This is a genomic window from Galactobacter caseinivorans (assembly GCF_003640665.1).
Classification (GTDB): Bacteria; Actinomycetota; Actinomycetes; order Actinomycetales; family Micrococcaceae; genus Galactobacter; species Galactobacter caseinivorans.
The window spans coordinates 182,970-206,616 of the sequence record NZ_QQXL01000003.1; the positions used below are offsets into that span (position 1 = coordinate 182,970).

Genomic DNA, 23,647 nt, shown 5'->3' on the forward strand with positions numbered 1-23,647 from the left:
CGCTATTGCCAGCGCCGCGAACGCGACAGACTGGGGGAGTGAAAGCGCTCTTCAAGGCCTCCCTGGCCTCCCCCCTTGAATTGGTAGACCGCCCCGAGCCCACCCCCGGTTCGCATGACGTGAAGATCCGGGTGATGACGGCGGGGATCTGCGGCACCGACCTGCATATCCAGGCAGGCGACGCGGCGGCCGCGGAGATGACCGTTCCTGACCTGGTGCCCGGCCACGAGTTCTACGGCGAGGTCGTGGAGGTGGGTGAGCTGGTGGATCACGTCCGGATCGGCGATCGCGTCTCCGGGGAGGGCCACGTGGTCTGTGACATGTGCCGCAACTGCCGTGCCGGGCGGCGCCACCTCTGCATTGCCACCCAGTCCGTCGGCGTGCAGCGAGCCGGCGCTTTCGCCGAATACGTGGTGATCCCGCAGACCAACGTCTGGGTGCACTCCGAGGGCGGCATCACCCCAGAGCTTGGCGCCATCTTTGACCCGTTTGGCAACGCCGTGCACACCGCGCTGACGTTCCCCATGGTGGGAGAGGACGTTTTGGTGACCGGCGCCGGGCCCATCGGCATCATGGCCGTCGCGGTGGCCCGCCACGCCGGGGCCCGCCGCATCGTGGCCACGGATGTCTCCGAAGAGCGGCTGCAGATGGCCGTGGCCGCGGGCGCGGATGACGTGGTCAATGTGGCCACCGAGCGCATCGGCGCCTCCCAGCGGCGCCTTGGCCTCAAGGAGGGTTTCGACATCGGCCTGGAGATGTCTGGCGTGCGCACCGCCCTGCCAGAGATGGTGGAGAACATGAACCACGGCGGGCGCATCGCCATGCTTGGCCTGCCGACCGGGGAGATCCCCGTGGACTGGAGCCGCATGGTGACCCGCATGATCACGTTCCAGGGGATCTATGGCCGCCAGATGTTCGAGACCTGGTACGCCATGAGCGCCATGCTTGATTCCGACCCCGTGCTGCGCGAGCGGATCTCCGCGGTGGTCACCGATGTGCTGCCAGCCACCCAGTGGGAGGCCGGCTTTGCCGCCGCCCGCTCCGGCCACGGCGGAAAAGTTGTGCTGGACTGGACCGTCTTCTAGGCCAGAAATACCACCGAAGGAGTCAGCATGTACACCACCATTCGAGCGCAACTCACCGAGCAACTTGCCGAGATTGAGGCAGCGGGCCTGAGCAAGCACGAGCGCACCATCACCTCCCCTCAGGGCGCCGAGGTCCTGGCCGCTGAGGGCGGTGGGCCGCCGCAGAAGGTGCTCAATTTTTGCGCCAACAATTACCTGGGCTTGGCGGATGACCCGCGCCTGATCCAGGCAGCCAAGCGGGCCTTGGACGAGCGCGGCTTTGGCATGGCCTCCGTGCGCTTCATCTGCGGCACCCAGGACATTCACCTGGAGCTGGAGCGGCGCGTCTCGCGCTTCCTCGGCACCGAGGACACCATCCTGTTTTCCTCCTGCTTTGACGCCAACGGCGCGGTCTTTGAACCGCTCTTTGGCAAGGAGGACGCGATCATTTCCGACGCACTCAATCACGCCTCGCTGATCGATGGCATCCGCCTGTCCAAGGCGCACCGCTTCCGCTACGCCAACCGCGACATGGAGCAGTTGCGCTTGCAGTTGGAGGCCACCAAGGCCCTGAACGACGGCGCGGGGGCGCGCCGCGTGGTCATCGTCACCGATGGCGTGTTTTCCATGGATGGCTACCTGGCCCCGCTGGGCCAGATCTGCGACCTGGCGGAGGAGTTTGGAGCGCTCGTCATGGTGGATGACTCGCACGCGGTGGGCTTCATGGGAGCCACCGGCGCGGGCACACCGGAGCACGCCGGCGTCTCCGATCGGGTGGATATCTACACGGGCACCTTCGGCAAGGCCCTGGGCGGGGCCTCCGGCGGCTACGTCTCCGGGCGGGCGGAGATCGTGGCGCTACTGCGCCAAGTAGGCCGGCCCTACCTGTTCTCTAACTCGCTTGCCCCGTCCATCGTGGCCGCCACGCTGGCCGCCCTTGACCTGGTGGAGCAGGCAGGGGAGCTGCGCACCCGCCTCTTTGAGAACGCGGAGCTGTTCCGCCGGCGCATGAGCGAGGAGGGCTTTGAGCTGCTGGAGGGTGAGCACGCCATTGTTGCCGTCATGTTTGGCGACGCCGTCCGGGCCGCGCAGGTGGCCAAGCGCATGCTGGAGCACAACGTGTACGTGACGGCCTTCAGCTACCCCGTGGTGCCGAAGGGGCAGGCGCGCATCCGCGTGCAGCTCTCCGCGGCGCACTCCGCGGATGACGTGGAGCGGGCGGTTCAGGCGTTCGTGGCGAGCTAGTTCGTGCAAAGATGGCGAGCATGGCTACTACTGCATTTACCGGTACCCCTGCCCACACCGTCGGAGAGCTGCCCGTGGTGGGCCAGAAGGCTCCCGGCTTTGAGACCGTCAATAACGACCTCGGCACCGTCACCAGTGCCGACTTTCAGGGCAAGCGCGTGGTCCTGAACATCTTCCCGTCCGTGGATACCGGCGTCTGCGCCGCCTCGGTGCGCCAGTTCAACCAGCGTGCCGCTGGCCTGGAGAACACCACCGTGGTCACGGTGTCCCAGGATCTGCCGTTTGCGCTCGGCCGTTTCTGTGGCGCCGAGGGCATCGACAACGTCATCACCACCTCCGCCTTCCGTTCCAGCTTTGGGGAGGACTACGGCGTGCGCCTCACGGACTCCCCGCTGGCCGGTGTGCTGGCCCGCGCCGTGGTGGTCGTGGACGTGGATGGCACGGTGCTGCACTCGCAGCTGGTCCCGGAGATCTCCACGGAGCCGGACTACGACGCGGCCCTGGCCGTGCTGGCCTAACTCCAGACGTCAAGACACCCCCGCCTTGGGCGTCACGCCCGGGCCGGGGGTGTCTTTATTTTTGAGGGCCGTCCACCGGCGAGGCCCAGCCCGGCGTGGGGGCCGGAACCGGAGCGTCGTCGCGCCGGGCCCATTCGGGGCCCTGCGCCAGCTCCTCCGGCGGCGCATCCGGGTTGGGAATGCCCTGGGATTCAAAGAAGATCAGCTCGCCCAAACGGTAGTGGCCCATCTTGCGCATCAGCCCAAACACCGGCTCGTAGAGCATGGTGGCCAGCAGGGCCTGGGAGGCGGCGTTGGGGGTGTCCTCCCATTCAATGGCGGCAAACTCTGAATCAGCCACGATCATCGCGGCCCGTGCGTACGCCTGCATGGCGGCATGGTTCGGCGGGAAGCCAGCGAGCGTTGCGACGTTGAGGACCTCACCCAGTCGGTCCACAAAGGCGTCCGGCGTCCTGGGTGAGAAGCCAAGACCGGCAACAAACTCGCGGGTGCGCTGCCTGCGCTCCACCATCTCAGGAGTGTCCTCCATGGTTTCCGCCAGGCGGGCGTGCTCGGCCTGCCCCGTCGCGTCGATGGGCGCCTCGTTGTTGTCCACAATGTCCAGCACGCGCCGGATCTCATCCAGTGTGGAGCCGTGAATCTTGGAGAGGCCGCGGATGAGTCGCAGGCGGTGAACGTGCGTGTCGTCATAGTCAGACTGGCGCGCGGTGACCGGGGTCCCGGGCGTGAGGAGGCGCTCGCGCAGGTAGTACTTAATCGTGGGCACGGGAACGTGCGTCAGCTCGGAGAGCTCGGCCAGGCGCATAGGCGTCCTCCTTGTGGTCTTGCTGTGGTGGCGCAAAACGTCAGCCGGAATGGCACCGTGCGCGTTAGGTAGACTAGCCTGTAAATCAGATAGCGGCACTATCTATCTTGGGGGTTGATGGTGCTGGCGTCTATGCTCGCGAGGTGAAGCAAGAGCCCTCCCCGCGTCGCCCGTCCGGTCCCGTCCCTGCGGCGGCGGACGGGCTCCTAACGGGGGCGCCCGCGGCGCAACCGTCCCGCCGGGTCCTGATCTGGGAAATTGTGATCGTCTTGGCGCTCTCGCTGGGCCGCTCCGGCGTCAACGCCCTCATCAACCTGATTGACCTGGCCAGCCGCGGGCCCATCGGCGACGGCGTCGCGAGTCTGAACGGCTCCGCGAGCGCGCGTCCCTGGATAGACCTGGCCTACCAGCTCTCCGGCATCGTCTTCTCCCTGGCCCCGGTCGCCCTCGTCATCTGGCTGCTGGCGCGGTGGCCAGGGGGGAACCCACTGCGCCGCCTTGGGCTGGACTTCACGCGCTGGTGGCCGGATCTGCGCCAAGGCGTGGTGCTGTTCCTCGCCATCGGCGTCGGCACGCTCGGCCTCTATGCGGGCGGCCGGGCGCTCGGCATCACCACCGCCATCTCCACGAACGGCCTGGGGGAGTACTGGTGGACCATCCCCGTGCTGATCCTCGCCGCCCTGCGCAACGGCCTGCTAGAGGAGGTCATCGTGGTCGGCTACCTGATGGAGCGCCTGGAGCGCCTGGGCTGGCGCACCTGGTCCATCCTGCTGAGCTCCGCACTGCTGCGCGGCAGCTACCACCTCTACCAAGGCGTGGGCCCGTTCATCGGCAACGCGATCATGGGCCTGATCTTTGGCTGGCTGTACTTGAAGAAGCGGCGGGTGGCGCCGCTGGTCATTGCCCACACCCTGCTCGACGTCGCCGGTTTTGTTGCGTACCCGCTGTTGGCTTCTGCGTTTGGTTACGGCAGTTAGTGCCTGCGCACCCGTTCGCCGCCGGTTCCGTCCGCGCCCGGAGCCCTCGTACCGCCGTCGCGCCCCTGCACGACGTCGTAGAGGCTGGGGATCGGCTCGTCCGCGTCGAAGGCGACGGGTGAGTCTCCTGCGGGGGCGGCCGGCGAACTCGGGGCCGAGCTGGTGCCCACGGCCTTGACCACCAGGACGGCGATGGCGGTGGTCACGGGGATGGCCAGTACCAGGCCGATCGAGCCCACGAGGGTGCGGACCACTTCCTCAGCTAGGTGGCCCGTGGTGAGGAAGTCGGAGAAGGTGTAGTCGTAGAGGCTCAGGAGGAGCAGCGTGGCGAAGGCGCCGCCAGCGTAGGCAAAGGCGATGGTGTAGACGGTGGAGGCAATGTGGTCGCGGCCAATGCGCATGGCGCGGGAGAATAGGCCGCGCGCGCTCATGCTGGGGTCCGCCTGCGCCAATTCCCACACGGCGGAGGCCTGCGTGATGGTCACGTCGTTGAGCACGCCCAGCCCGGCGACCATGAGGCCGCAGACCACCAGCCCGGACAGCGAGATGCCCGGAACCTGCTGGTTTAGGGCGTAGGTGGATTCATCGCCCATGCCGATCAGCCCTGCAGAGTCGGTGACCCAGATGGCCAACCCTGCGGTGACGGCCAACCCAAAGACGGTGCCGAGAAGGGCGGTGGAGGTGCGCGCGGTGAAGCCGTGCGCAAAGTAGAGCACCACAAACATGATGGCCACGGATCCCACGAGTGCCACCCACAGGGCAGGCTTGCCGGCCACCAGCGCGGGGAACATGAACAGGCCCATGATCACAAAGGCGAAGCCGAGTCCCAGGATGGCTCGGAGTCCACGCCAGCGCGCCACGAGGATGACCACCAGGGCGTAGAGGATCGCCAGGAAGGCAACGGGAAGTGAGCGGTCGTAGTCGATGAAGGTCGCGGACGCCTCATCCACCCCCTCGGCGGTGGCCCCAAAGTAGATGATCCGCAGCTGATCCCCGACCTCGGGAGGGTGCTGATCGCGAATCTCCGGTGGAATCTGCACCGCTAGTTGCCCCTCGTGATGGGGCAGCAGTACGTAGGGCGTGATGCAGGTCTGAGCCTTGTTGGCGCCGGTGGACTCGTTCCGTTGCGAGCAGTCTCCCGAGGTGTCCACTCTGGCCACGGTGGCGCTCAGGATTTGCACGCCGGGCGCGGAGGAGTACGGCTGGCCCAGGCGCACCTGGTCTGAGGAGTGCTGCGGCCAGAGCCACACCAAACCGGCGATCGTGGCGAGGGCCAGGGGGATGAGGAAGGACGCCAAAGCGATGCCAGCCCGGCGTCTCAGTGCGGGGTCGGCAATCGGCGCGCTGTGGTGGTGGCCCATGATTCCACCCTGCCAGAGGGGCGGCGTTGCGCGGGAAATGAGGGGCGTGTGTGAAGGGCCGGCCACTCACGCGGTGGCCGGCCCTGTGGACCTGCTAGAGGGTGACCTGCCCACGAGGGGTGGAGAAGGTGACGCTCATGAGGCCCGGGGTGCCAGAGGGAGAGGTGTAAGAAACGTTCAGGCCCTCGTCCGGCGAAACCGCGGGGGCGCCAAGCCACTCGAGGACGCGGCTGCGATTCCCTGCCAGCGCCAGGGCGGTGATCTCCGCCTGGGGCTCGGCCTCTTCCAGTGCGGTGGAGGGGTGCAGGTGCGCCGTCTCCTCGTCCCAGCGAATGATGTACGGCAGCTGCGGGTCGGCGATGAGGCCCCTGATGCCGATCTGGCGCCAGGTCAGCTCGCGGCCGTCGGGGAAGCGGCGGTTGCCGGGAACTGACTCGCGTTCCAGGCGTGCCTCGAACGGTGCCAGGTCATCCACGCGGACCACCCAACCCATCCACCCGCCGCCGGCCTCGGAGCGGGCACGGACGGCCTGACCAAAGGGGGCCTTCAGGCTGGCGGGGTGCTCCAGCACCTCAACCACCTCAAGGAACTGGCCGTTGCGCATGGGGAAGATGGCGTTCCGGGTGCCGAAGCGCGGATGCACACCGCCCTTCACGAATTCGATTCCCAGCTGATCGGCGATCCGCTCGGAAGTAGCAATAAGCCCCTCGGGGCCACAGGCGTAAGAGACGTGGTCGACCTTCATGGGCACAGCCTCGCACCGAAGTGACCCGCATCTCTACTTAGGGTGCCCTTAGCGATTTTGCCGCTCCAAAGCGAGGAGGTGCGGAAGGGGTCACGCGGCGTCTCGTGACGCCGCATGACAGCAGGTGACAGCGCGTGACTGGGGAGGGGTTGCGCGGTTCCGGGCGGCCCGCGCACACTGGACGCAGGTCATGAGTGCCAGCAGATAGCCCCGGCTTGCTGGCCGGCAACCCTCCCTCCGCGGCGGGGTGCCCCGGGTGAAGACCTGGTCGAGCGGAACACCGCCTCGGCAAGCGCGGGCGCACCTGGCGTTCCGACACGCCATGCGTGCGTGCCGGACGGCGGCGCCCAAGACTGAGAGGGCGCCATGAGCTCCTGGAATTTTGAGACCCGTCAGATCCACTCCGGCCAGCAGGCCGATCCCACTACCGGTGCGCGGGCCCTGCCCATCTACCAGACCACCTCCTTCGTTTTCCCCGATGCGGACGTGGCTGCCCAGCGCTTTGCATTGCAAGACCTGGGACCCATCTACACCCGCATCGGCAACCCCACCTCTGATGTGGTGGAGCAGCGCATCGCGGACCTGGAGGGCGGTGTGGGCGCGTTGCTCCTGGCCTCCGGCCAGGCCGCGACCACCTTCGCGATCCTGAACGTGGCAGAGGCAGGTGACCACGTGGTCGCCAGCCCCTCGCTGTATGGGGGAACGCAGAACTTGCTCAAGCACACCCTGCAGAAGTTTGGCCTGGAGGTCACCTTCGTTGAGGACCCGGACAACCTGGAGCAGTGGCGGGACGCTGTCCGCCCGCAGACCAAGGCGTTCTTTGGCGAGACGGTCTCCAATCCGCGCCAGGACGTGCTGGACATTGAGGGCGTGGCGGCAGTGGCGCATCAAGCCGGCGTGCCGCTGATTGTGGACAACACCCTGGCCACGCCGTACCTGATCCGCCCGCTTGAATGGGGTGCTGACGTGGTGGTGCACTCCGCCACCAAGTACCTGGGCGGGCACGGCACCGCCATCGCCGGCGTCATTGTGGATGGTGGCAGTTTTGATTACGCCAAGGACCCGGAGCGCTTCCCCGGCTTCAATACTCCGGACGAGTCCTACAACGGCCTGGTGTTTGCCCGCGATCTGGGCGTGGGGTCCGCCCTGGGCGCCAACCTGGCTTACATCCTCAAGGCCCGCGTGCAATTGCTGCGAGACCTGGGCTCCTCCGCCGCACCGTTCAACGCCTTCCTGATTGCCCAGGGCCTGGAGACGCTCTCCTTGCGCGTGGAACGCCACGTGGCCAATGCCACGGCGGTGGCCGGCTTCCTCGAGGGACGCCCGGAGGTGGCCAGCGTGGCCTACGCCGGGCTCAAGTCCAGCCCCTGGTTTGAGCGCGGGCAAAAGTACGGCCCCCGCGGGATCGGCGCAGTGGTCGCGTTCACCCTTGATGGTGGCGCGGAGGCGGCGCGCGCCTTCGTGGATGCCCTTGAGTTGCACTCGCTCGTGGCGAATCTAGGCGATGTCCGCTCGTTGGTGGTCCACCCCTGGTCCACCACCCACGCGCAGCTCTCCGAGGCGGAGAAGTATGCCGCCGGCGTGGAGCCTGGCCTGGTGCGCCTCTCCGTCGGCATCGAGCACATTGACGACATCCTCGCGGACCTGAGCTCCGGCCTGGCGGCCTTTGCCGCCCAGGGCGCTTCAGCGGCGGCGTCGAGCACTGAGGCTGACGCCAACCCGGTCGCCGTCTGAGCCGGCCCGCCCAGCCAGCCCAGCCCGCACAGAACACAGCAGCACAGGGAGCGCGCGTGAGCCTTGACGCCAGGCCGAGGACGGCCATCACCCACCAGGACCGCGGCGCAGCGGACGGGACGCCCCGGCTGCTGCGCTCCGGCGCCCTGCAACTGGAGACCGGCGGGAGGTTGCCTGAGGTCTCGCTGGCTTTCCGAACGTGGGGAAGGCTGAATCCGGACGGCTCCAACGCGGTTCTTGTGTTGCATGCCCTCACCGGCGATGCGCAAGTGGCGGACGGCCCCGAGGGCGCCCACGGCTGGTGGCGCGGGCTGGTGGGCCCGGGTCGAGTGATCGACACGGAGCGGTACTTTGTGCTCGCGCCGGCCGCGCTCGGTGGTTGCTCTGGCACCACCGGGCCGGCCAGCGCGGCGCCGGACGGCCAGGCCTGGGGGTCGCGCTTCCCGTTCATCACCCTGCGGGACATGGCGGCGCTGGAGGCCCGTCTCCTTGATCTGCTCGGCCTGGCATCCTGGCACACCGTCATTGGCGGGTCCATGGGCGGCGCCCGCGCGCTGGAATGGGCGGCCACTCAGCCGGAGCGGGTGCGGCACTGCGTGGTCATTGCCTCCTGCGCCGCCTCCACGGCTGAGCAGATTGCGTGGGCGCAGGCGCAGACGGCGGCGATCCGTCTGGATCCGGCCTTCAGGGGCGGGGATTATTACCGGCACGACGACGCCCCACGGGTAGGTCTCGGGATAGCGCGCCGTTTGGCGCACCTGTCCTACCGCGCCGAACCCGAGCTGGAATCCCGCTTTGGGCGGGCGCCGCAGGGGGCGGAGACGCCGCTCGGTTCGCCGGATCGGCAGCGGCGCGGGCGCTACGCCGTGGAGTCATACCTGGATCATCAGGCGGAGAAACTGGTGGGTCGCTTTGACGCCAACGCGTATCTGAGCCTCACCGAGGCGCTGATGAGTCACGACGTGGGGCGCGGGCGCGGGGGAGTGGACGCGGCGCTTGGCCAGCTGGATGCGGTGGAGTTTTTTGTAGCCGCCGTTGACTCAGACCGGCTTTACCTTCCCGGGCAGTCAGAGGCGCTCGCCGCTGCCCTGCCCGGAAAGCCAGGGGTGGAGTACATCCACTCGTCCATGGGCCACGACGGCTTCCTGACGCAGGCAGAACAGCTGGAGCCCCAACTGCGGGCGCGGGTTTTTGGCTAGTCCTTTGGCACGGGCCCGTTGGCCTTGCCAAAGACCGGCGCGGCCAGCGGACGCTTGGCGGAGACACCGTCGCCGGAGGACTGGTGACGCACGCGGCGCATGACCCACGGGAAGAGGTGCTCGCGCGCCCAATCGATGTCCCCGGCGCGGGCCTGGCGCCAGGTCGTGGAAGCGGCCGGCTCAGGGGTCGTGGGGTCAAGGCTGTGCTGCACGCCCAGGGAATCCAGGACCATCGCGGCGATGGTGTGGTGGCCAAGTGCGGAGAAGTGCAGGCGATCCGGGGCCCACATGGGCTTCTGGTGCAGCTGGCGCAGAGCCCACAGATCCGCGATCACGGCGTCGTGGCGCAGGGCCACGGTGTGCACGTTCTCGTTGAAGATTGCGACGCGTCCGCGCAGCGTCCCCAGCACCGGCGTCTCGCCGATGTCCGGGCCGGTGAAGAGCACCACTGTGGCCCCGTCGCGGCTGAGGCGCTTGACCATGGAGTCCAGCTCGTCCGCGATGAAGTCAGGGTTCCCGCCGCGCGTCACGTCATTGCCGCCGGCGCAGAGCGTGATCAGGTCCGGCTGCAGCTCCAACGCCGCTTCCACCTGCTCGTCGTTGATCTGTCCAATCAGACGACCGCGGACGGCCAGGTTGGCGTAAGAAAAGTCGGGGGAGGCGCTGGCCAGCTGCTCCGCCACCCGGTCAGCCCACCCGCGGTTCCCGCCGGGGACGGTGGGGTCCGGATCGCCGATGCCCTCCGTGAAGGAGTCGCCGATCGCCACGAAACGGCGCCAGGGGTGTAGGTCTTCAGAGGGGTTTAGATCGCTCACGATCATTCATGCTGTCATCCACACTGCCCAGGCGCCAGCAAAGCTACCCAAAAGTAATAAACGCCTCACGGTGGAGGCGGCGCGTTTGCACACGCCGGATTGCCCGTGGCACTCGTGTGTTCCTGGGCTGCGATGGCGATCTCTGCCACGATGGGGGCATGAGCTTTGACTGGGATCCCTTTGTTGACCTTCACACGCCCGCAGGAAATACCGAGATGTCTCCGTTGCTGGTGATGTTCCACGGCTACGGCGCGGATGAGAAGGACCTGATGCCGGTGGCGTCCCAGCTCCCGCCGCAGTTCACCGTGGCCTCCATCCGCGCGCCGTTTGAGCAGGGCCCGGGGTACACGTGGTTCCCGCTCGTGAATGATCCGGCGTTTGACTTTGACGTGGTGAAGGCGGTGGTTGACCGTCTGATCGTGTGGCTGGAAGAGATGAAGGAGAAGCAGGACACGATTGTGCTGCTTGGCTTCTCCATGGGCATGGCCATCGCCACTTCGCTGATGCGGCGCCGCCCGGACCTGATCACCGCGGTGGTGGGGCTGTCAGGCTTTGCGCTGGACGCGGCGCTTGACCCAGCGCAGAACTACTTTGACGACTCCTCGCTGAAGCACCTCAAGCTGCCGCTGTTCTGGGGTCGCGACCAACAGGATCCGGTGATCACCGAGGACAAGGTGGAGTACACCAATCAGTGGGCCCGCTCCCACATTCAGCTCACCAAAATCAATTACGCCGGGATGGGGCATGGGATTGCCCCGCAGGAGATCAGCCATGTGGGCGAGTTCCTGAACGCAGAGGTCTTTGGCGCTCGTTTGTGAGGCGCGGGGCATGACGCCACCGGACAGTCATTCTGGACACCTGTGTCCAAGAGGGCTAGTTTGAAGGCATGTCTCCCCGAACCGTCGCTTTTGATGCAGCAGGCGTCATAGACGCCGCCATCGATTCCTTTACCCGCTGTGGATACGAAGGTGCAGACACCGTCCGGCTCTGTGCCGAGGCTGGCATCTCCCGGTCCAGCTTCTACAACACCTTCAAATCCAAGGACTCCCTCTTTCTGAGCGCCCTGACGGAATACACCCGACGGGGCGGCGAGTTGGCCTTGGCCCTTCCCTCCCAGGAAGGGGCGGGGTTGGCGAAGCTGCGTCACCGGCTTCTGGATGACGTGCAGGCGCAGTCGGCTGATGATTCCAGGCAGGGGTGCCTGTCCGTGAACACCGCCGTGGAGCTGGGCTCCAGCGTGGAATCTGTGGCACAGATTCTGCACGCCGATCGCGAGCGGTGGGTCGCCAGCCATGCCGCCCTGCTGGTCCAGGCCCAAGAGGAGGGGCAGCTGCTGCCGGCACCGGACGTCCCCGCACGCGCCGCCTTATTGCTCACCTTCCTTGCCGGGCTCCGCGTCTCTGCTCGGTTACTTGATGCTGGGGCGCTTGGCACCCAAGTGGACGCGTTGCTGGGATCCTGGGCCACGCCGTCCGGCAGGGAACTGCTGTCCCGGCTGGCCGCCGCCGACGCCTCAACCCCGCGCGAAGGGGCCACTTCATGAGCCAGGCCAAGCCCCGCGTGCCCGCGGTGGTGCTGCTGCTCGCCGCCGTCATCTTTGCCCTCGGCACCAGTGAATTCATGATCGCGGGGCTGCTGGAGGAGATGGCCGCCGAGCTGCACGTGAGCCTGGGCCAAACCGGCCTGCTGGTCACCGGATTCGCCGTCGGCATGATCTTTGGCGCGCCCGTCCTGGCCGTGCTCACGCTGAAGCTACCCGTGCGCACCACCATGCTGGCCGCCATTCTGACGTTCGCCGCGGCGCACGTCATGGGAGCCCTGGCACCGGGGTACGGGACGCTCATGGCCTCCCGCGTCATCGCCGCCATCGCCTGCGGTGGGTTCTGGGCCGTGGCAGCGGTTCACACGGTGCGGGTGGCGCCTCCTGCGGTGACGGCTCGCTCACTTGCCGCCCTGGTGGGCGGGCTCACCGTCGCGAATCTGATCGGGGTGCCGGCCGGCGCACTCCTTGGACACGTGTTTGGGTGGCGCTCTGCCTTCTGGGCGCTGGCCGTGGTGACGGCGCTCGCCGCCGTGCTGGTGGCCTTCACGGTGAAATCGTTGCCGCGCAAGGAAGACCTACCGCCGCTGAAGAGCCTGGTGAGGTTGGAACTTCGCGTGTTCAGGTACCCCAGGATCTGGCTGGCGCTCAGCATTACTGCGCTCTTTCAGGGCTCCGTTTTTGCCGCGTTCTCCTACTTTGGGCCGCTGCTGACCCACACCGCTGGACTGGACCCGGTCTGGGTGCCTGCGGTGCTTGCGGCCTTTGGTGTTGGCGCCCTGGTGGGGGTCACCGTGGGAGGGCGGCTGGCGGATCGCGGCCTCTTTGCCAACATGATCGGCTCGCTGGTGGCGCTCGTAGCCGCCTTCATTCTGCTCGCCCTGGTGGCGCGGTGGTGGCTGCCGGCCGTTTGTGCGATCGTGCTCATTGGGCTCTCCGGCTTCTCCATCGCCGGGGCGCTGAATGCGCGGGTCTTCCAGGTGGCGGGCGGCGCACCGACGCTCGCTGCCAGCGTCAATACCAGTGCCTTCAACGTGGGCAACGCGGCCGGCCCCGCGCTGGGCGCCGCTGCGCTCACTCTGGGCCTGCCGGTGGTCACCACCGTCTGGATTGGCGCCGTGCTGGCCGTGCTGGCGCTGATGCTCGCGCTGGTGGCCCGGAGGACGGATTCGCGTTGGGCGGCGAAGGAGGAAGGGCCGGGAGCCAAGACCGGCACCGGCCCGGACCGGGGCGCGGCGGATCGTGACGGTGGGTCGCTTACGCGTCCACGGTGATGCGCCAGCCGCCGCCGTTGAACGCAATCACGTCACCGGCATGCAACTGGCAGCCACGACGCGTCTCAATGTCGCCGTTGACCTGCACCAGGCCGTCTGAAATGACGGCCTTGGCCTCTTGGCCGTCCTCGACGGCGTTCATCAGCTTCAGGAGCTGACCAAGGCGAATGCCATCCTCGCTCAGGAGGATGTCTTCAATGTTTTGGGGGGTGGAAGCCATAAGGAGAAGCGTAGTCCGGGACAGGCCGCAGGCGCGAGGTCAGGACAGGGGGAGTGGGACGATTCACGTACCCGGCCACGCGGCGTCGGGCATTCATCCCGCGGCAACCAAGTGTCACGCGAGTGCCATGCCTGCCGCCAGCGGGGGTAACCTGGCACGGCCATGGCTCCCCATATCTCAGCTCCCGCGCGCTCTGCGCTACCCCTACCCCTTGGCCTGATCCTGGCGTTGATCGCCGGGGTGGCCATGCCCGCCCAGGGCCGCACCAACAGTCAGCTCGGGGCGCGTCTCGGCGACGGCCTCGCGGCCGCGCTGATCAGTTTTTCAGTTGGCCTGGTGATCATCCTGCTGATCGCGGCCATCCTGCCGGCCGGCCGGCGCAGCGTGCGCGCCATCCCGGCGACGCTGCGGGCGCGGGTCTTCCCGTGGTGGTACATGCTGGCCGGCGCCATCGGTGCCTACTTTGTGTTGAGCCAGGGCCTGGTGGTGGGCGTGATCGGCATCGCGGTCTTCACGGTCGCCAACGTGACCGGGCAGAGCCTTGGCGGCATGGTCGTGGACGCGACCGGCTTTGGTCCAGGCGGCCGCCGCCCCGTGACCGGCGTGCGCATCATCGGCGTCGCCATCATGCTCGGCGCGGTGGTGTGGGCGGTCTCTCCCAAGCTGGGCGAGGCCCTTCATCACCCAGCGCAGCTGCTCCTTCCCATGCTGCTGCCGCTCACGGCCGGAATCCTGAATGGTTTTCAGACGGCAATGAATGGCACACAAACCAAGCACTATGGCAATTTTATTCCGGCGACGGTCTTTAACTTTGTGGCGGGCACCGTGGTGCTTGGCATTGCCTTCGCGATCAAGCTCGGCATCGCCGGCCCGGCGGGCCCGCTGCCCCACGAGCCCTGGCTCTACCTTGGCGGCGCCATGGGCGTGGTCTTCATCGGCCTCTCCGCCTACCTGGCCCGCCACCTCGGCGTGCTGCTCACGAGCCTTGGCATGATCGCGGGTCAGCTGCTCGGCTCCCTCCTGCTCGACGCCGTGTGGCCAAGCGACGCGGCAGGCATCGCCTTGCCGACGGTGCTGGGGAGCCTGCTCGCCATCGGCGCGGTCTGCCTTGCCTCCATCCAGCCCGGCGCGACCATGCCGTGGGAGCGCAAGCGCGGCTAGCGAAAATGCCCCGTTGGGCCCTGGCCGGTAGGGTTGGTTGCACTCACCTTTCGCGCGGACCGCAGCCGGCGGCCCGCCAGGAGCATCTGGAGTTCATCACCATGGCAGCACCAACCACGCTCGACAAAGTCATCTCGCTGGCCAAGCGCCGCGGGTTCGTTTTCCAGGCCGGAGAGATCTACGGCGGCTCACGCTCCGCCTGGGATTACGGGCCACTGGGCGCCGAGCTCAAGGAGAACATCAAGCGCCAGTGGTGGCAGACCTTTGTTCGCGCACGCGCGGACATGGTGGGCCTTGACTCCTCCATCATCCTTCCCACTGCGGTGTGGGAGGCCTCCGGGCACGTCGCGACCTTCACCGATCCGCTGGTGGAGTGCCTGTCCTGTCACACCCGTCACCGCCAGGATCACCTGATTGAGGCGTTTGAGGCCAAGAAGGGCCGCGCCCCGGACAACGGCATGGCGGACATCGCGTGCCCCAATTGCGGCACGCGCGGCGAGTGGACCGAGCCTCAGAACTTCTCCGGTCTCATGAAGACCTTCCTTGGCCCCGTTGACGACGAGTCCGGCCGCCACTTCCTGCGCCCGGAGACGGCGCAGGGCATCTTCGTGAACTTCGCCAACGTGGTGACCACCGCGCGCAAGAAGCCCCCGTTTGGCATTGGCCAGATCGGCAAGGCGTTCCGCAACGAGATCACGCCGGGCAACTTCATCTTCCGCACCCGCGAGTTTGAGCAGATGGAGATTGAGTTCTTCACCGCGCCGGAGGACGCCCCGCGTTACTTCGACGAGTGGGTCAAGGACTGCTGGGCCTGGTTCGTGGACCTTGGCCTTGATCCGGAGCGCATGCGCGAGTTTGACGTGCCGGATGGGGACCGCGCCCACTACTCCGATCGCACCATCGACTTTGAGTACAACTTCGGCTTTGCCGGCGGCGACGGCTGGGGCGAGCTCATGGGTGTTGCCAACCGCACCGACTTTGACCTGAAGTCTCACATCACCGCGTCAAAGCAGGATCTCTCCTACTTTGATCAGGCCTCTGGCGAGCGCTACGTGCCGTACGTCATTGAGCCCTCCTTTGGCCTGACCCGTTCCATGATGGCGTTCCTGGTGGATGCCTACACGGAGGACGAGGCCCCCAACGCCAAGGGCGGCGTGGATGTGCGCACGGTGCTCAAGCTTGACCCGCGCCTGGCCCCGGTCAAGGCCGCGGTCCTGCCGCTCTCTCGCAATGAGAAGCTCTCCCCGGTGGCCCGTGAGCTTGCAGAGAAGCTGGGCAAGCACTGGAATGTGGACTTTGACGACGCCGGTGCCATTGGCCGTCGCTACCGCCGCCAGGATGAGATCGGCACGCCGTTCTGCATCACGGTGGACTTTGACACGCTGGAGGACCACGCGGTCACGGTGCGAGAGCGGGACACCATGAGCCAGGAGCGGGTGCCGCTTGATCAGATTCAGAATTACTTGGCAGGGCGCCTGTTGGGAGCTAACTAATCATGGCGGACCTTCAGGGAATCACGTTCCGAGCGTGGGAAGACGGCGATGATCTGCGCCTGCTGGAGGTGTGGGGAGGCCCCCGCACGCCCCAGGCCCACGAGGATCGCACCATGCTGCGCGTCAGCTCCGATGAGCCCTTTGCGCGCTCCGTCGTAGCGGAGGATCAGGGTGTGCCTTTCGCGGCCGCCGTCGTCTATTCCTCATCACTGCACCCCCAGCGTTACTGGTTCTACGCCGAGGTGGCCTCCGGGCTGCGCCGGCGCGGAATCGCGACCGAGCTGCTGCGTTTGCTTCGCCTGGAACTGCCCGCCGGCGCGCAGCTGAAGGCGCGCTACACGGTCGCCGCAGCCGGTGAGAATCCGGATGCGGACGGCGCAGCCGGATTCCTGCGCGCCGCGGGATTTGGTGAGCTGCAGCGCTCGCGCCTGGTGGTGGTGGAGCCGGGCTCGCTGCCGTTGCCCGCCTTCTCAGAGGACGGCCTGACGCTGGATGAGGCGGCGACCGGTTCGGTGGAGCTCTCCACGCTGGTGGCCGGCTACTACAACGCCACCCACGAGTGGGATCCGTCGCTGATGAGTGTGGGGCTGACCCAGACCATGCTGCTGGGGGATCACACGGGAGCCAAGGGCGCCGTGGTCTTGCGGGATCGGCCCAAGGCCGCGGGCGGTCGCATCCTGGCCTTCGCCGTGTCCTACGAGCCGCAGCGCCCGGAGGCCCCCACCGAGGTGTTCCTTGGCTGGGATCCGGAACTTGGCCTGCAGGACGCGACCCTGTCGGTGCGCTCGCTGCTTGGCATGTTGGTGCACCAGTTCCCGGTGCAGCTAGAGGTCGACGACGCGATGGTTCCGTTGGCACTGGTGATCGACGAGTTGGGCGCCGCCGAGTTGGCGACGGTCGTGGCCACCAGCGAGATCGTGGCCACTGACGCCTAGTGCGCGGTGCTTGAGGTTCGGCGCGTTCCCTTAGAGGGGGCGCGCCGAACCTGTTTCTGGGCCTGCTCTTGGGTCTGCTCTGGGGCCTACTCTGCGGTTCCAGCGCACAGCCAGCACCCCCAGGATCAGCCCGGCTGCGAGTGCGGTGGCCAGGGCCGTGACCCACATCCATGTGGGGACCAGAGAGGGGTCCTCCAGGCTGGCGTGTCCGGCGCGGCCGGGATCCTTGCTGGGATCTATCCACAGCGTCGCGGACTCCCCGACTTTCAGGTCAGGGGAGGCAACGCCCACGGACTTTTTCAGCCCGGCGGGGTCGGCGTAGCTCAGCTGCGCGTAGCGCTCGGTGGTGGGAAAGCTTCGGCGGCTGCTGCCGCGGTGGGTCTCCAGCCCCGTGGAGGTGACGGTGCCCTGCACCACCAGAAAGCTGGTGGTGGCGCGGTGAAGCATGGGTCCAAAGGACACCGCGTAACCCGTGATCAGGACGGCGATCAGGCCAAGCACCAGCGCGGCGCTGACGCCCGGACGCGGCAAGCTCGCTGCGCGCGATTGCTGGGACGGGGCCATGCGCCGGAGTCTAATCGCGATGCAGATACGGATTATAGGGGCGTGCCGTGGTGTGCCGCCTCCGGCGAGCTCGAGGGGGACGGGGCCCCGGTGGGCGCTCGGCCCTGCGCCGTACTATCAGCCGGATCATGAAGCCGGCCACCGCGGCGAAGCCCACCACAAACCCTATTGCTATGGGGGTAGAGCGCGCGGGATCTCGAAAGGTTGGCCCGCGACCGAAGATGGTCCTGTCATTCCAGACGGTGGCCCTGTCGCCCGCTTGGAGGTGCTCGGACGGGAGGCTGGTGTTGACCCGAGCACCGGAGCTGTCCTCCGTGCATTCTGCGCGCGCGTAGCGCCTTGTCACTGGCTTAGCCCTCAAGCCACGGTCGCTACGCTCGTTGTGCGTTTCATCGCCGGTGCTGACCACCGTGCACTGAGCCGAGGGGATGCTTCCAGTGGCGACGGGGATGATGTTGCCCACCACCGCCCAAGCAATGATCGAGAGCGAGACGCACAAGAGTCCGACTATTGCGTGCATGGGAAGGCTGAAACCGCGCCTGGCGCGGGTTCCAGAGGATCGAGTCATACGCCGGAGCCTATCCGCTACCTATCCGCTACCTAGCCGCGGATCTCGGGCGCCGGCGTTGAGCCGGGGCCAGCAGGGGGCGGCCCTTTCGGGAGCTTGGCCTTGCGCCGCGCTACCACCCGGGCAAGGAGGCCGGCGCAGACTGACAAGCCCACGATGAAGCCCCACGCCAAGGAGATCCTGCGCGCCGGATCAGCGGCGGTATCTTTTTTCCTAAAGAGGCTCCGCTCTTGCCAGATCGTTGTCCTGTCGCCCACCTGCAACTCATCGGACTCGACTCTGGTAGTGACTGTGGCTCCCGAAGCGTCCGAGTATTCAACGGTGGCAAGGCGACCAGTGAAGGTGCGAGCTTCGCCCCGAGTGTTTGGGTCCTTGTACGTTTCAACCCCCGTGTGCACCACCGTGCCCTGCACAGTGGAGATGTTTCCGTTGAAGGAGGGCAGGATCATTCCCACGACTATCATGGCCGCCGCGCCAACACAGCACCATTTGAGCCAATTCAAGTACTTCGTGGGAAACAAATCTCTCCACTTCACGCGGGTGCGTGTTGTTTTTGCCATGCGTTGGAGTTTAACTGGTGCGCAGACGATGGGTGCGGAGAGATCCTGGCCACTGCGGCATTTGACGCGGGGTGGAAGAATGGTGCGGTGACCCTGACAGCCCCGCACCCCGTGAACAGCTCCGAGGAGGCCCCGGACGCCGTCAAACTCAACTTGCCCCCGCTCAAGCTTGGCAAGCTGACGATTGATACGCCCGTGGTGCTCTCTCCCATGGCCGGCATCACCAACTCTGCCTTCCGCCGCCTCTGCGCCGAGTACGGGGGTGGTTTGTATGTGTGCGAGATGGTCACCTCGCGCGCGCTCGTGGAACGCACCCCTGAGTCCATGCGGATCATCAAGCACTCCCCGGAAGAGGCCGTGCGCTCCATCCAGCTCTACGGCGTGGAGCCCAACACCGTGCGCGCCGCCGTGCGCATGCTGGTGGAGGAGGACCGCGCGGACCACATTGACTTGAACTTTGGTTGCCCGGCGCCCAAGGTCACGCGCAAGGGTGGCGGGTCCGCGCTGCCGTGGAAGACGGATCTGTATCGAGAGCTGGTCGCCGCGGCGGTTCAGGAGGCCCATCGGGGCCAGATTCCGTTGACGGTCAAGATTCGTAAGGGGATCGACGACGATCACCTCACCGCGCTGGAGGCCGGCAAGATTTCCCGCGACTTGGGCGTGGACGGCATTGCACTGCACGGGCGCACCACCAGCCAGCACTACGCGGGCCAGGCCGACTGGAGCGCCATCGCCGCGCTGCGCGAGGCGCTCCCGGACATCCCTGTGATCGGCAATGGAGACATCTTCTCTGCCGAGGACGCTGTGGCCATGGTGGAGCAGACCGGCGTTGACGCCGTACAGATTGGCCGTGGATGCCAGGGTAAGCCGTGGCTCTTTGGTGATCTGCAGGCCGCGCTGAACGGCTCCACCGAGCGTTTCCACCCGTCCCTGGGAGAGGTGGCTACGGCGTTTAGGCGCCACGCGGAGTTGTTGATTGAGCACTTCGAGGATGAGTTTCGTGGGTTGCAGGATCTGCGAAAGCACGTGGCCTGGTACTTCAAGGGCTATCAGGTGGGCGGCGATGTGCGGGCAGCGTTGGCGCGCATCTCCACGCTGGAGGAACTGGATTCGCTGCTGGCCCAGCTGGACCAGGAGGCCCCGTACCCGGGCCGCGCCGCAGAGGGTTCTCGCGGCCGGGCCGGATCTGCCAAGCGCCCGCACCTTCCCCAGGACTGGTTGGATTCGCGCCTCATGAATGAGGGCCACAAGGCCATGATCTCTCACGCAGAGCTGGATATCTCCGGTGGCTGACCCGGAGGTGGCGGCGGTGTCCCGCACGGTGGGATACAGCGCCTGGGATGAGGAACGCTGGGTTCCTGAGCCTCCCAAAAAGACGTACCGCACGGCCTACGAGCGCGACCGGGCCAGGGTGTTGCACTCGTCTGCGTTGCGCCGCTTGGGCGCCAAGACGCAGGTGGTGGCCCCGGACTCGGATGACTTTGTCCGCACGCGGCTGACCCACTCGCTGGAGGTGGCGCAGGTGGGCCGTGAGCTGGGGGCCACCCTGGGGTGTGACCCGGACGTGGTGGACACCGCGTGCCTGGCACACGACCTGGGGCACCCGCCCTTTGGCCACAACGGCGAGAAGGCCCTGGACGCCCTGGCGGCGGACTGCGGGGGCTTTGAGGGCAACGCGCAGACGCTGCGCCTGCTCACGCGCCTGGAGACCAAGACCTTCCGCGCCAACGGCTCCTCCGCCGGCCTGAACCTGACCCGCGCCTCGCTGGATGCCGCGTGCAAGTACCCGTGGTCCCGGTCGGAGGCGCCGTTGACCACCGAGGGCAAACCCACCCGCAAATTTGGTGTGTATGCCGACGACGAGCCGGTCTTTCGCTGGCTGCGTGGACTCTCCGTGACCGGTGCGCCGCCGCAGGTGCAAGATCTGCCTGAGACGGGCCGCAGCTGCATGGAGGCGCAGGTCATGGACCTCGCCGATGACATCTCCTACTCGGTGCACGACGTGGAGGACGCGGTCAACGCCGGCCGCTTCCAGCTGCGCTGGGTACGCGAGGGCTCCCAGCGTGAGCGGGTCATTGAGTACACCCGGCGCTGGTACCTGCCCGCGGCCGCGGATGATGAGATTGACGCCGCGCTGAAGCGGCTGGAGGGCACCGATGAGTGGGTGCCTCTGGTGGATGGCACCAGGCGGTCGCTGGCCGCGCTGAAGGACATGACGAGCCAGTTCATTGGCCGCTTCAGCAACGCGTCACTCCAGGCCACGCGGGCGCAGTACGGGCCCTCCGCGCTCACCCGCTACCACGCACGCCTTGTGGTGCCGCGGGAGACGGAGTTTGAGATTGCGGTGATGAAGGGCCTGGCCACGGCGTACGTCATGACCAGCGACGAGCGCCAGCCCATCTACCAGCGCCAGCTTGAGGTGCTCTCCGAATTGGTGGAGCTGCTCTCCGAGACGGGGGAGAAGTACCTGGAACCCATCTTTGCCGAGGACTGGCGCCTGGCCGCGGACGATTCCGGGCGGCGCCGCGCGGTGATTGATCAGGTGGCCTCGCTGACGGATTCCTCCGCGCTGGAGTGGCACCAGACCCTGGTCGTCGGCTCCCGCTTCGAGCGGCTCTTCTAGCGGCTCTTCTCGCCGCGCACAGCCTGGAGGCGCGCATCCTGGAGCCGCGCATCCTTGAGGCGAGCGCCTCACCCTACCCGGCGTCGTCGAGCAGGTGCCGCAGATACGCCTGCGGGCGGTCCATGTATCGGCGCCAGTGCTGCACCAGTTCTAGGTCCTCCCAGCTGCTCTCGCGCAGCCCCCATGGCCCCACCTCGATGATCTTTGCGCCGGGGAGCGCGGCCAGGACGGGGGAGTGGGTGGCGCACAGGATCTGTGAGCCCTCCTCCGCGAGCGATTGCAGGGTCGCCATGAGTGCCAGGGTGGATTGGAAGGACAGGGCCGCTTCCGGCTCGTCCAGGCAGAAGAAGCCGGCGCCGTTAAAGCGCGTCTCCAGGATGGCCAGGAAGGACTCGCCGTGGCTCAACGCGTGAAAATCCGGGTCAGAGGCAGAGCCGCCCAGGTCCTCTAGGTACGTGTAAAACGAGTGCATGGTCTCTGCCCGCAGAAAGAACCCCCAGCGCGGCGCGCCAATCCCACGCCGGAGCTTGAGCCACTGGTGAATCGGGGACTCGGAGGGGCGGGTGCTGTGGTTCGCGTTCGCGGAGCCGCCCTCCGGGGAGAAGCCAAAGGCCAACGCAATGCCCTCCAGGAGGGTGGATTTGCCGGAGCCGTTCTCTCCCACGAGGAAGGTCACGCCGGGGCCAAGCTGCAACTCTCCGCGCAGCAGTTGGCCCACGGCAGGCAGGGTAGCGGGCCACGCATCCCAGTCAATCTCCGCGTCCGCGTAGAGCCCTATCTCCGCCACGGGCGGCTGCTCAGCCCTCATCCGTGCATCAGCGCTCCCGCTCGCCCGGAAGCTCCAACATCCATGCGGGCAGGGCCGCCAGCGCGGTATCCGCAAACGCCTGCGCGGATCTGGGAGCGGGGGCCTGAACCCAAGCCCGAATGAGCCCCACCAGACCGGAACTGACGTAACGCGCAAAAGCCAGCGTGGTGAGCGCCGCGCCGGATCCCTGCACCACCGGAAGCACCTCCGGGTGCAGCTCAAAGTGGCGCAGGATGGAGTGCTCAAAGTGGCTGGCGGTCAGGTGCATCAGGGCAGAGGAGGGGGCCTCAGGGTTGCCGAGCGCGGTCACATAAATGGCCTCGTTCGCCTCCACATGGCCCACCACGCCCAGGGCTACCTGCCGCCACGGCCCCACCAGGGATCCGTTGACCGGAATTGCGCTCGTGACGGCAGATCGCCACAGATCAAAGTCTGAATACAAAACTTCTCGCAACACCTCCTTCGCTGAGTCGTAATTGCGATAGAAGGTTGACCGATTGATCCCAGCCTTTGAAGCGAGCTCTGAGACGGAAATATCGTCTACCCGCTTGGTCCCGGCCAGCTCCGTGACGGCCTGGCGCAGTGCCTGCCTCGTCCGTTGGGCGCGCGGGTCAAGGGCGTCATGCCCGACGGCGGGTGGTGGGGTAGCCATGGCGCCAAGATAGGTGGGTGCGGCAGCAGGTGCAAGCCCACGCCGCCGCGCGGCACCCAGCGCTGAACCCAGCACGGCACCCTGCAGGGCGGACACAAACGGGACCCCACCTGATCGGTGAGGCCCCGTCGCGATGCCGAGCACGCGGCGTCGAGCACTGGCCTGTTGCGCAGCGCCAGCCGCGCAGAACTAGGAGGCCACCAGGCCGTACTGGGCCAAGACGCCGCCCAGATCATTCACACCAGGCCATCCCTTGCCAATGGCCTTGAAGGTCCAGGAGCCGTCCTCGCGGATCAGCTCCGCGAACAGGATGCAGGTCTGCGTGCTGGCGTCCTCGTTGAGCTCAAAAAGCAGCGTCGTGGAGTCCTGCTCGTTCTCCGCGTCAAAGAGGCGAACGTAGGCGTCAGCGACCATCCCGAAGTTCTGGCGGCGGGCCTGCGGCTGATCGATGGAGACCACGATCGCCAACTTGGCCACCTCGGCCGGGATCTTGTCCAGGTACAAGTCAACCGACTCGTCGTCCCCGTCGCCCTCGCCGGTGCGGTTGTCGCCGTTGTGAATCACGGAGCCGGCGGTGTCCTGCAGCTGGTTGTAAAAGATGAAGTGAGAATCGGAAATAGCCTTGCCGCTGGAATCGCACATCAGCACGGAGGCGTCCAGGTCAAAGGGGGCGCCGTCCGTGGCGCGCGGGTTCCAGCCGAGACCCACGCGGGCGTGCACGATGGCGGGGGCAGCCTTGGCCAGGCTGATGCCCTGGTTCTTGCTGAGGGTGATCGGCATTCGGTC

Annotated in this window: 24 protein-coding genes and 1 riboswitch; of the genes, 14 read left to right on the forward strand and 10 right to left on the reverse strand. The window is 66.9% G+C overall.

Translation table 11 applies throughout. The features are described 5' to 3' along the window. Window positions 1-38 precede the first annotated feature (38 nt). From tdh to tpx, 3 genes are read left to right on the forward strand one after another with little or no spacing between them, the layout of a single operon-like run. Window positions 39-1,085 (forward strand): L-threonine 3-dehydrogenase, encoded by a 1,047-nt coding sequence (gene tdh / locus DWQ67_RS06245; protein WP_121484732.1) that lies wholly within the window; start codon window positions 39-41, stop codon window positions 1,083-1,085. 27 nt (window positions 1,086-1,112) lie between these two features. Beyond that, entirely contained in the window at window positions 1,113-2,309 is a 1,197-nt protein-coding gene (locus DWQ67_RS06250; protein WP_121484733.1) for a glycine C-acetyltransferase, read from the forward strand. 20 nt (window positions 2,310-2,329) lie between these two features. Next, window positions 2,330-2,827: a thiol peroxidase gene (tpx, locus tag DWQ67_RS06255; protein ID WP_121484734.1), complete on the forward strand. Its 498-nt coding sequence runs from the start codon at window positions 2,330-2,332 to the stop codon at window positions 2,825-2,827. 55 nt (window positions 2,828-2,882) lie between these two features. On the opposite strand, the gene DWQ67_RS06260 is transcribed toward tpx, so the two are convergent. Continuing rightward, a complete protein-coding gene (locus tag DWQ67_RS06260) occupies window positions 2,883-3,632 on the reverse strand; it encodes a MerR family transcriptional regulator (protein WP_121484735.1) in 750 nt (249 codons plus the stop codon). Window positions 3,633-3,775: 143 nt separating this feature from the next. Here DWQ67_RS06260 and DWQ67_RS06265 point away from each other — a divergent pair, with 143 nt between their 5' ends. Then, a complete protein-coding gene (locus DWQ67_RS06265; RefSeq protein WP_121484736.1) occupies window positions 3,776-4,609 on the forward strand; it encodes a CPBP family intramembrane glutamic endopeptidase in 834 nt (277 codons plus the stop codon). Here the strand turns inward: DWQ67_RS06265 and DWQ67_RS06270 are convergent. Both DWQ67_RS06270 and DWQ67_RS06275 read right to left on the reverse strand, forming a co-directional pair. Next, on the reverse strand, window positions 4,606-5,970 hold the full coding sequence (locus tag DWQ67_RS06270; RefSeq protein ID WP_121484737.1) for a YibE/F family protein: 1,365 nt from the start codon (window positions 5,968-5,970) through the stop codon (window positions 4,606-4,608). The genes DWQ67_RS06265 and DWQ67_RS06270 overlap by 4 nt on opposite strands. Window positions 5,971-6,064: 94 nt before the next feature. Further along, the gene (locus tag DWQ67_RS06275) at window positions 6,065-6,715 is read right to left on the reverse strand and encodes a VOC family protein (RefSeq protein WP_121484738.1); all 651 of its coding nucleotides are present in this window, start codon (window positions 6,713-6,715) and stop codon (window positions 6,065-6,067) included. Window positions 6,716-6,901: 186 nt separating this feature from the next. Further along, window positions 6,902-7,016: riboswitch (SAM riboswitch) on the forward strand. A gap of 65 nt (window positions 7,017-7,081) precedes the next feature. On the opposite strand from DWQ67_RS06275, the gene DWQ67_RS06280 reads away from it, so the two are divergent. Then, window positions 7,082-8,449 (forward strand): bifunctional o-acetylhomoserine/o-acetylserine sulfhydrylase, encoded by a 1,368-nt coding sequence (locus DWQ67_RS06280; protein ID WP_121484739.1) that lies wholly within the window; start codon window positions 7,082-7,084, stop codon window positions 8,447-8,449. 56 nt (window positions 8,450-8,505) lie between these two features. Beyond that, window positions 8,506-9,648 (forward strand): homoserine O-acetyltransferase MetX, encoded by a 1,143-nt coding sequence (metX, locus tag DWQ67_RS06285; RefSeq protein WP_407645796.1) that lies wholly within the window; start codon window positions 8,506-8,508, stop codon window positions 9,646-9,648. Here the strand turns inward: metX and DWQ67_RS06290 are convergent. Then, window positions 9,645-10,463, reverse strand: coding sequence for an SGNH/GDSL hydrolase family protein (locus DWQ67_RS06290; protein WP_233555942.1), 819 nt, complete (start codon window positions 10,461-10,463; stop codon window positions 9,645-9,647). The genes metX and DWQ67_RS06290 overlap by 4 nt on opposite strands. A gap of 158 nt (window positions 10,464-10,621) precedes the next feature. Between DWQ67_RS06290 and DWQ67_RS06295 the strand changes: the two genes are divergently transcribed. The 3 genes from DWQ67_RS06295 to DWQ67_RS06305 all read left to right on the forward strand — a co-directional run bounded on the left by DWQ67_RS06295 (window position 10,622) and on the right by DWQ67_RS06305 (window position 13,277). Continuing rightward, window positions 10,622-11,281, forward strand: a complete 660-nt coding sequence (locus tag DWQ67_RS06295; RefSeq protein ID WP_158595390.1) for an alpha/beta hydrolase — start codon at window positions 10,622-10,624, stop codon at window positions 11,279-11,281. A 68-nt stretch (window positions 11,282-11,349) separates the two neighbouring features. Next, entirely contained in the window at window positions 11,350-12,006 is a 657-nt protein-coding gene (locus DWQ67_RS06300) for a TetR/AcrR family transcriptional regulator (protein WP_121484742.1), read from the forward strand. Then, window positions 12,003-13,277 carry a Cmx/CmrA family chloramphenicol efflux MFS transporter gene (locus tag DWQ67_RS06305; protein ID WP_121484743.1) on the forward strand — a complete coding sequence of 425 codons (1,275 nt, stop codon included), beginning with the start codon at window positions 12,003-12,005 and terminating at the stop codon, window positions 13,275-13,277. Before DWQ67_RS06300 ends, DWQ67_RS06305 begins: the two co-directional genes overlap by 4 nt. Here DWQ67_RS06305 and DWQ67_RS06310 read toward each other — a convergent pair. After that, window positions 13,261-13,497 (reverse strand): RNA-binding S4 domain-containing protein, encoded by a 237-nt coding sequence (locus DWQ67_RS06310; RefSeq protein ID WP_199712625.1) that lies wholly within the window; start codon window positions 13,495-13,497, stop codon window positions 13,261-13,263. The genes DWQ67_RS06305 and DWQ67_RS06310 overlap by 17 nt on opposite strands. A 162-nt stretch (window positions 13,498-13,659) precedes the next feature. Between DWQ67_RS06310 and DWQ67_RS06315 the strand changes: the two genes are divergently transcribed. The 3 genes from DWQ67_RS06315 to DWQ67_RS06325 all read left to right on the forward strand — a co-directional run bounded on the left by DWQ67_RS06315 (window position 13,660) and on the right by DWQ67_RS06325 (window position 17,086). Beyond that, complete coding sequence (locus DWQ67_RS06315) at window positions 13,660-14,658, forward strand: DMT family transporter (RefSeq protein ID WP_199712626.1); 999 nt, start codon at window positions 13,660-13,662, stop codon at window positions 14,656-14,658. 101 nt (window positions 14,659-14,759) lie between these two features. Further along, on the forward strand, window positions 14,760-16,151 hold the full coding sequence (locus DWQ67_RS06320; protein ID WP_121484744.1) for a glycine--tRNA ligase: 1,392 nt from the start codon (window positions 14,760-14,762) through the stop codon (window positions 16,149-16,151). A gap of 2 nt (window positions 16,152-16,153) precedes the next feature. Beyond that, window positions 16,154-17,086, forward strand: coding sequence for a GNAT family N-acetyltransferase (locus DWQ67_RS06325; RefSeq protein WP_121484745.1), 933 nt, complete (start codon window positions 16,154-16,156; stop codon window positions 17,084-17,086). Between the two features lie 30 nt (window positions 17,087-17,116). On the opposite strand, the gene DWQ67_RS06330 is transcribed toward DWQ67_RS06325, so the two are convergent. Continuing rightward, entirely contained in the window at window positions 17,117-17,650 is a 534-nt protein-coding gene (locus tag DWQ67_RS06330) for a hypothetical protein (protein ID WP_121484746.1), read from the reverse strand. 600 nt (window positions 17,651-18,250) lie between these two features. Beyond that, complete coding sequence (locus DWQ67_RS06335; protein WP_147433637.1) at window positions 18,251-18,778, reverse strand: hypothetical protein; 528 nt, start codon at window positions 18,776-18,778, stop codon at window positions 18,251-18,253. Between the two features lie 93 nt (window positions 18,779-18,871). Between DWQ67_RS06335 and dusB the strand changes: the two genes are divergently transcribed. Both dusB and DWQ67_RS06345 read left to right on the forward strand, forming a co-directional pair. Continuing rightward, entirely contained in the window at window positions 18,872-20,071 is a 1,200-nt protein-coding gene (dusB, locus tag DWQ67_RS06340) for a tRNA dihydrouridine synthase DusB (protein ID WP_233555967.1), read from the forward strand. Further along, window positions 20,055-21,401 (forward strand): deoxyguanosinetriphosphate triphosphohydrolase, encoded by a 1,347-nt coding sequence (locus DWQ67_RS06345; protein WP_407645799.1) that lies wholly within the window; start codon window positions 20,055-20,057, stop codon window positions 21,399-21,401. The genes dusB and DWQ67_RS06345 overlap by 17 nt, the downstream gene beginning before the upstream one ends. A 73-nt stretch (window positions 21,402-21,474) precedes the next feature. Here the strand turns inward: DWQ67_RS06345 and DWQ67_RS06350 are convergent, their stop codons facing one another. The 3 genes from DWQ67_RS06350 to DWQ67_RS06360 form a co-directional block, all read right to left on the reverse strand. Continuing rightward, on the reverse strand, window positions 21,475-22,209 hold the full coding sequence (locus tag DWQ67_RS06350; protein ID WP_121484748.1) for an AAA family ATPase: 735 nt from the start codon (window positions 22,207-22,209) through the stop codon (window positions 21,475-21,477). 7 nt (window positions 22,210-22,216) lie between these two features. Further along, entirely contained in the window at window positions 22,217-22,861 is a 645-nt protein-coding gene (locus DWQ67_RS06355; protein ID WP_147433638.1) for a TetR/AcrR family transcriptional regulator, read from the reverse strand. Between the two features lie 189 nt (window positions 22,862-23,050). Continuing rightward, window positions 23,051-23,641, reverse strand: coding sequence for a TerD family protein (locus DWQ67_RS06360; protein ID WP_121484750.1), 591 nt, complete (start codon window positions 23,639-23,641; stop codon window positions 23,051-23,053). Between the last annotated feature and the right edge of the window lie 6 nt (window positions 23,642-23,647).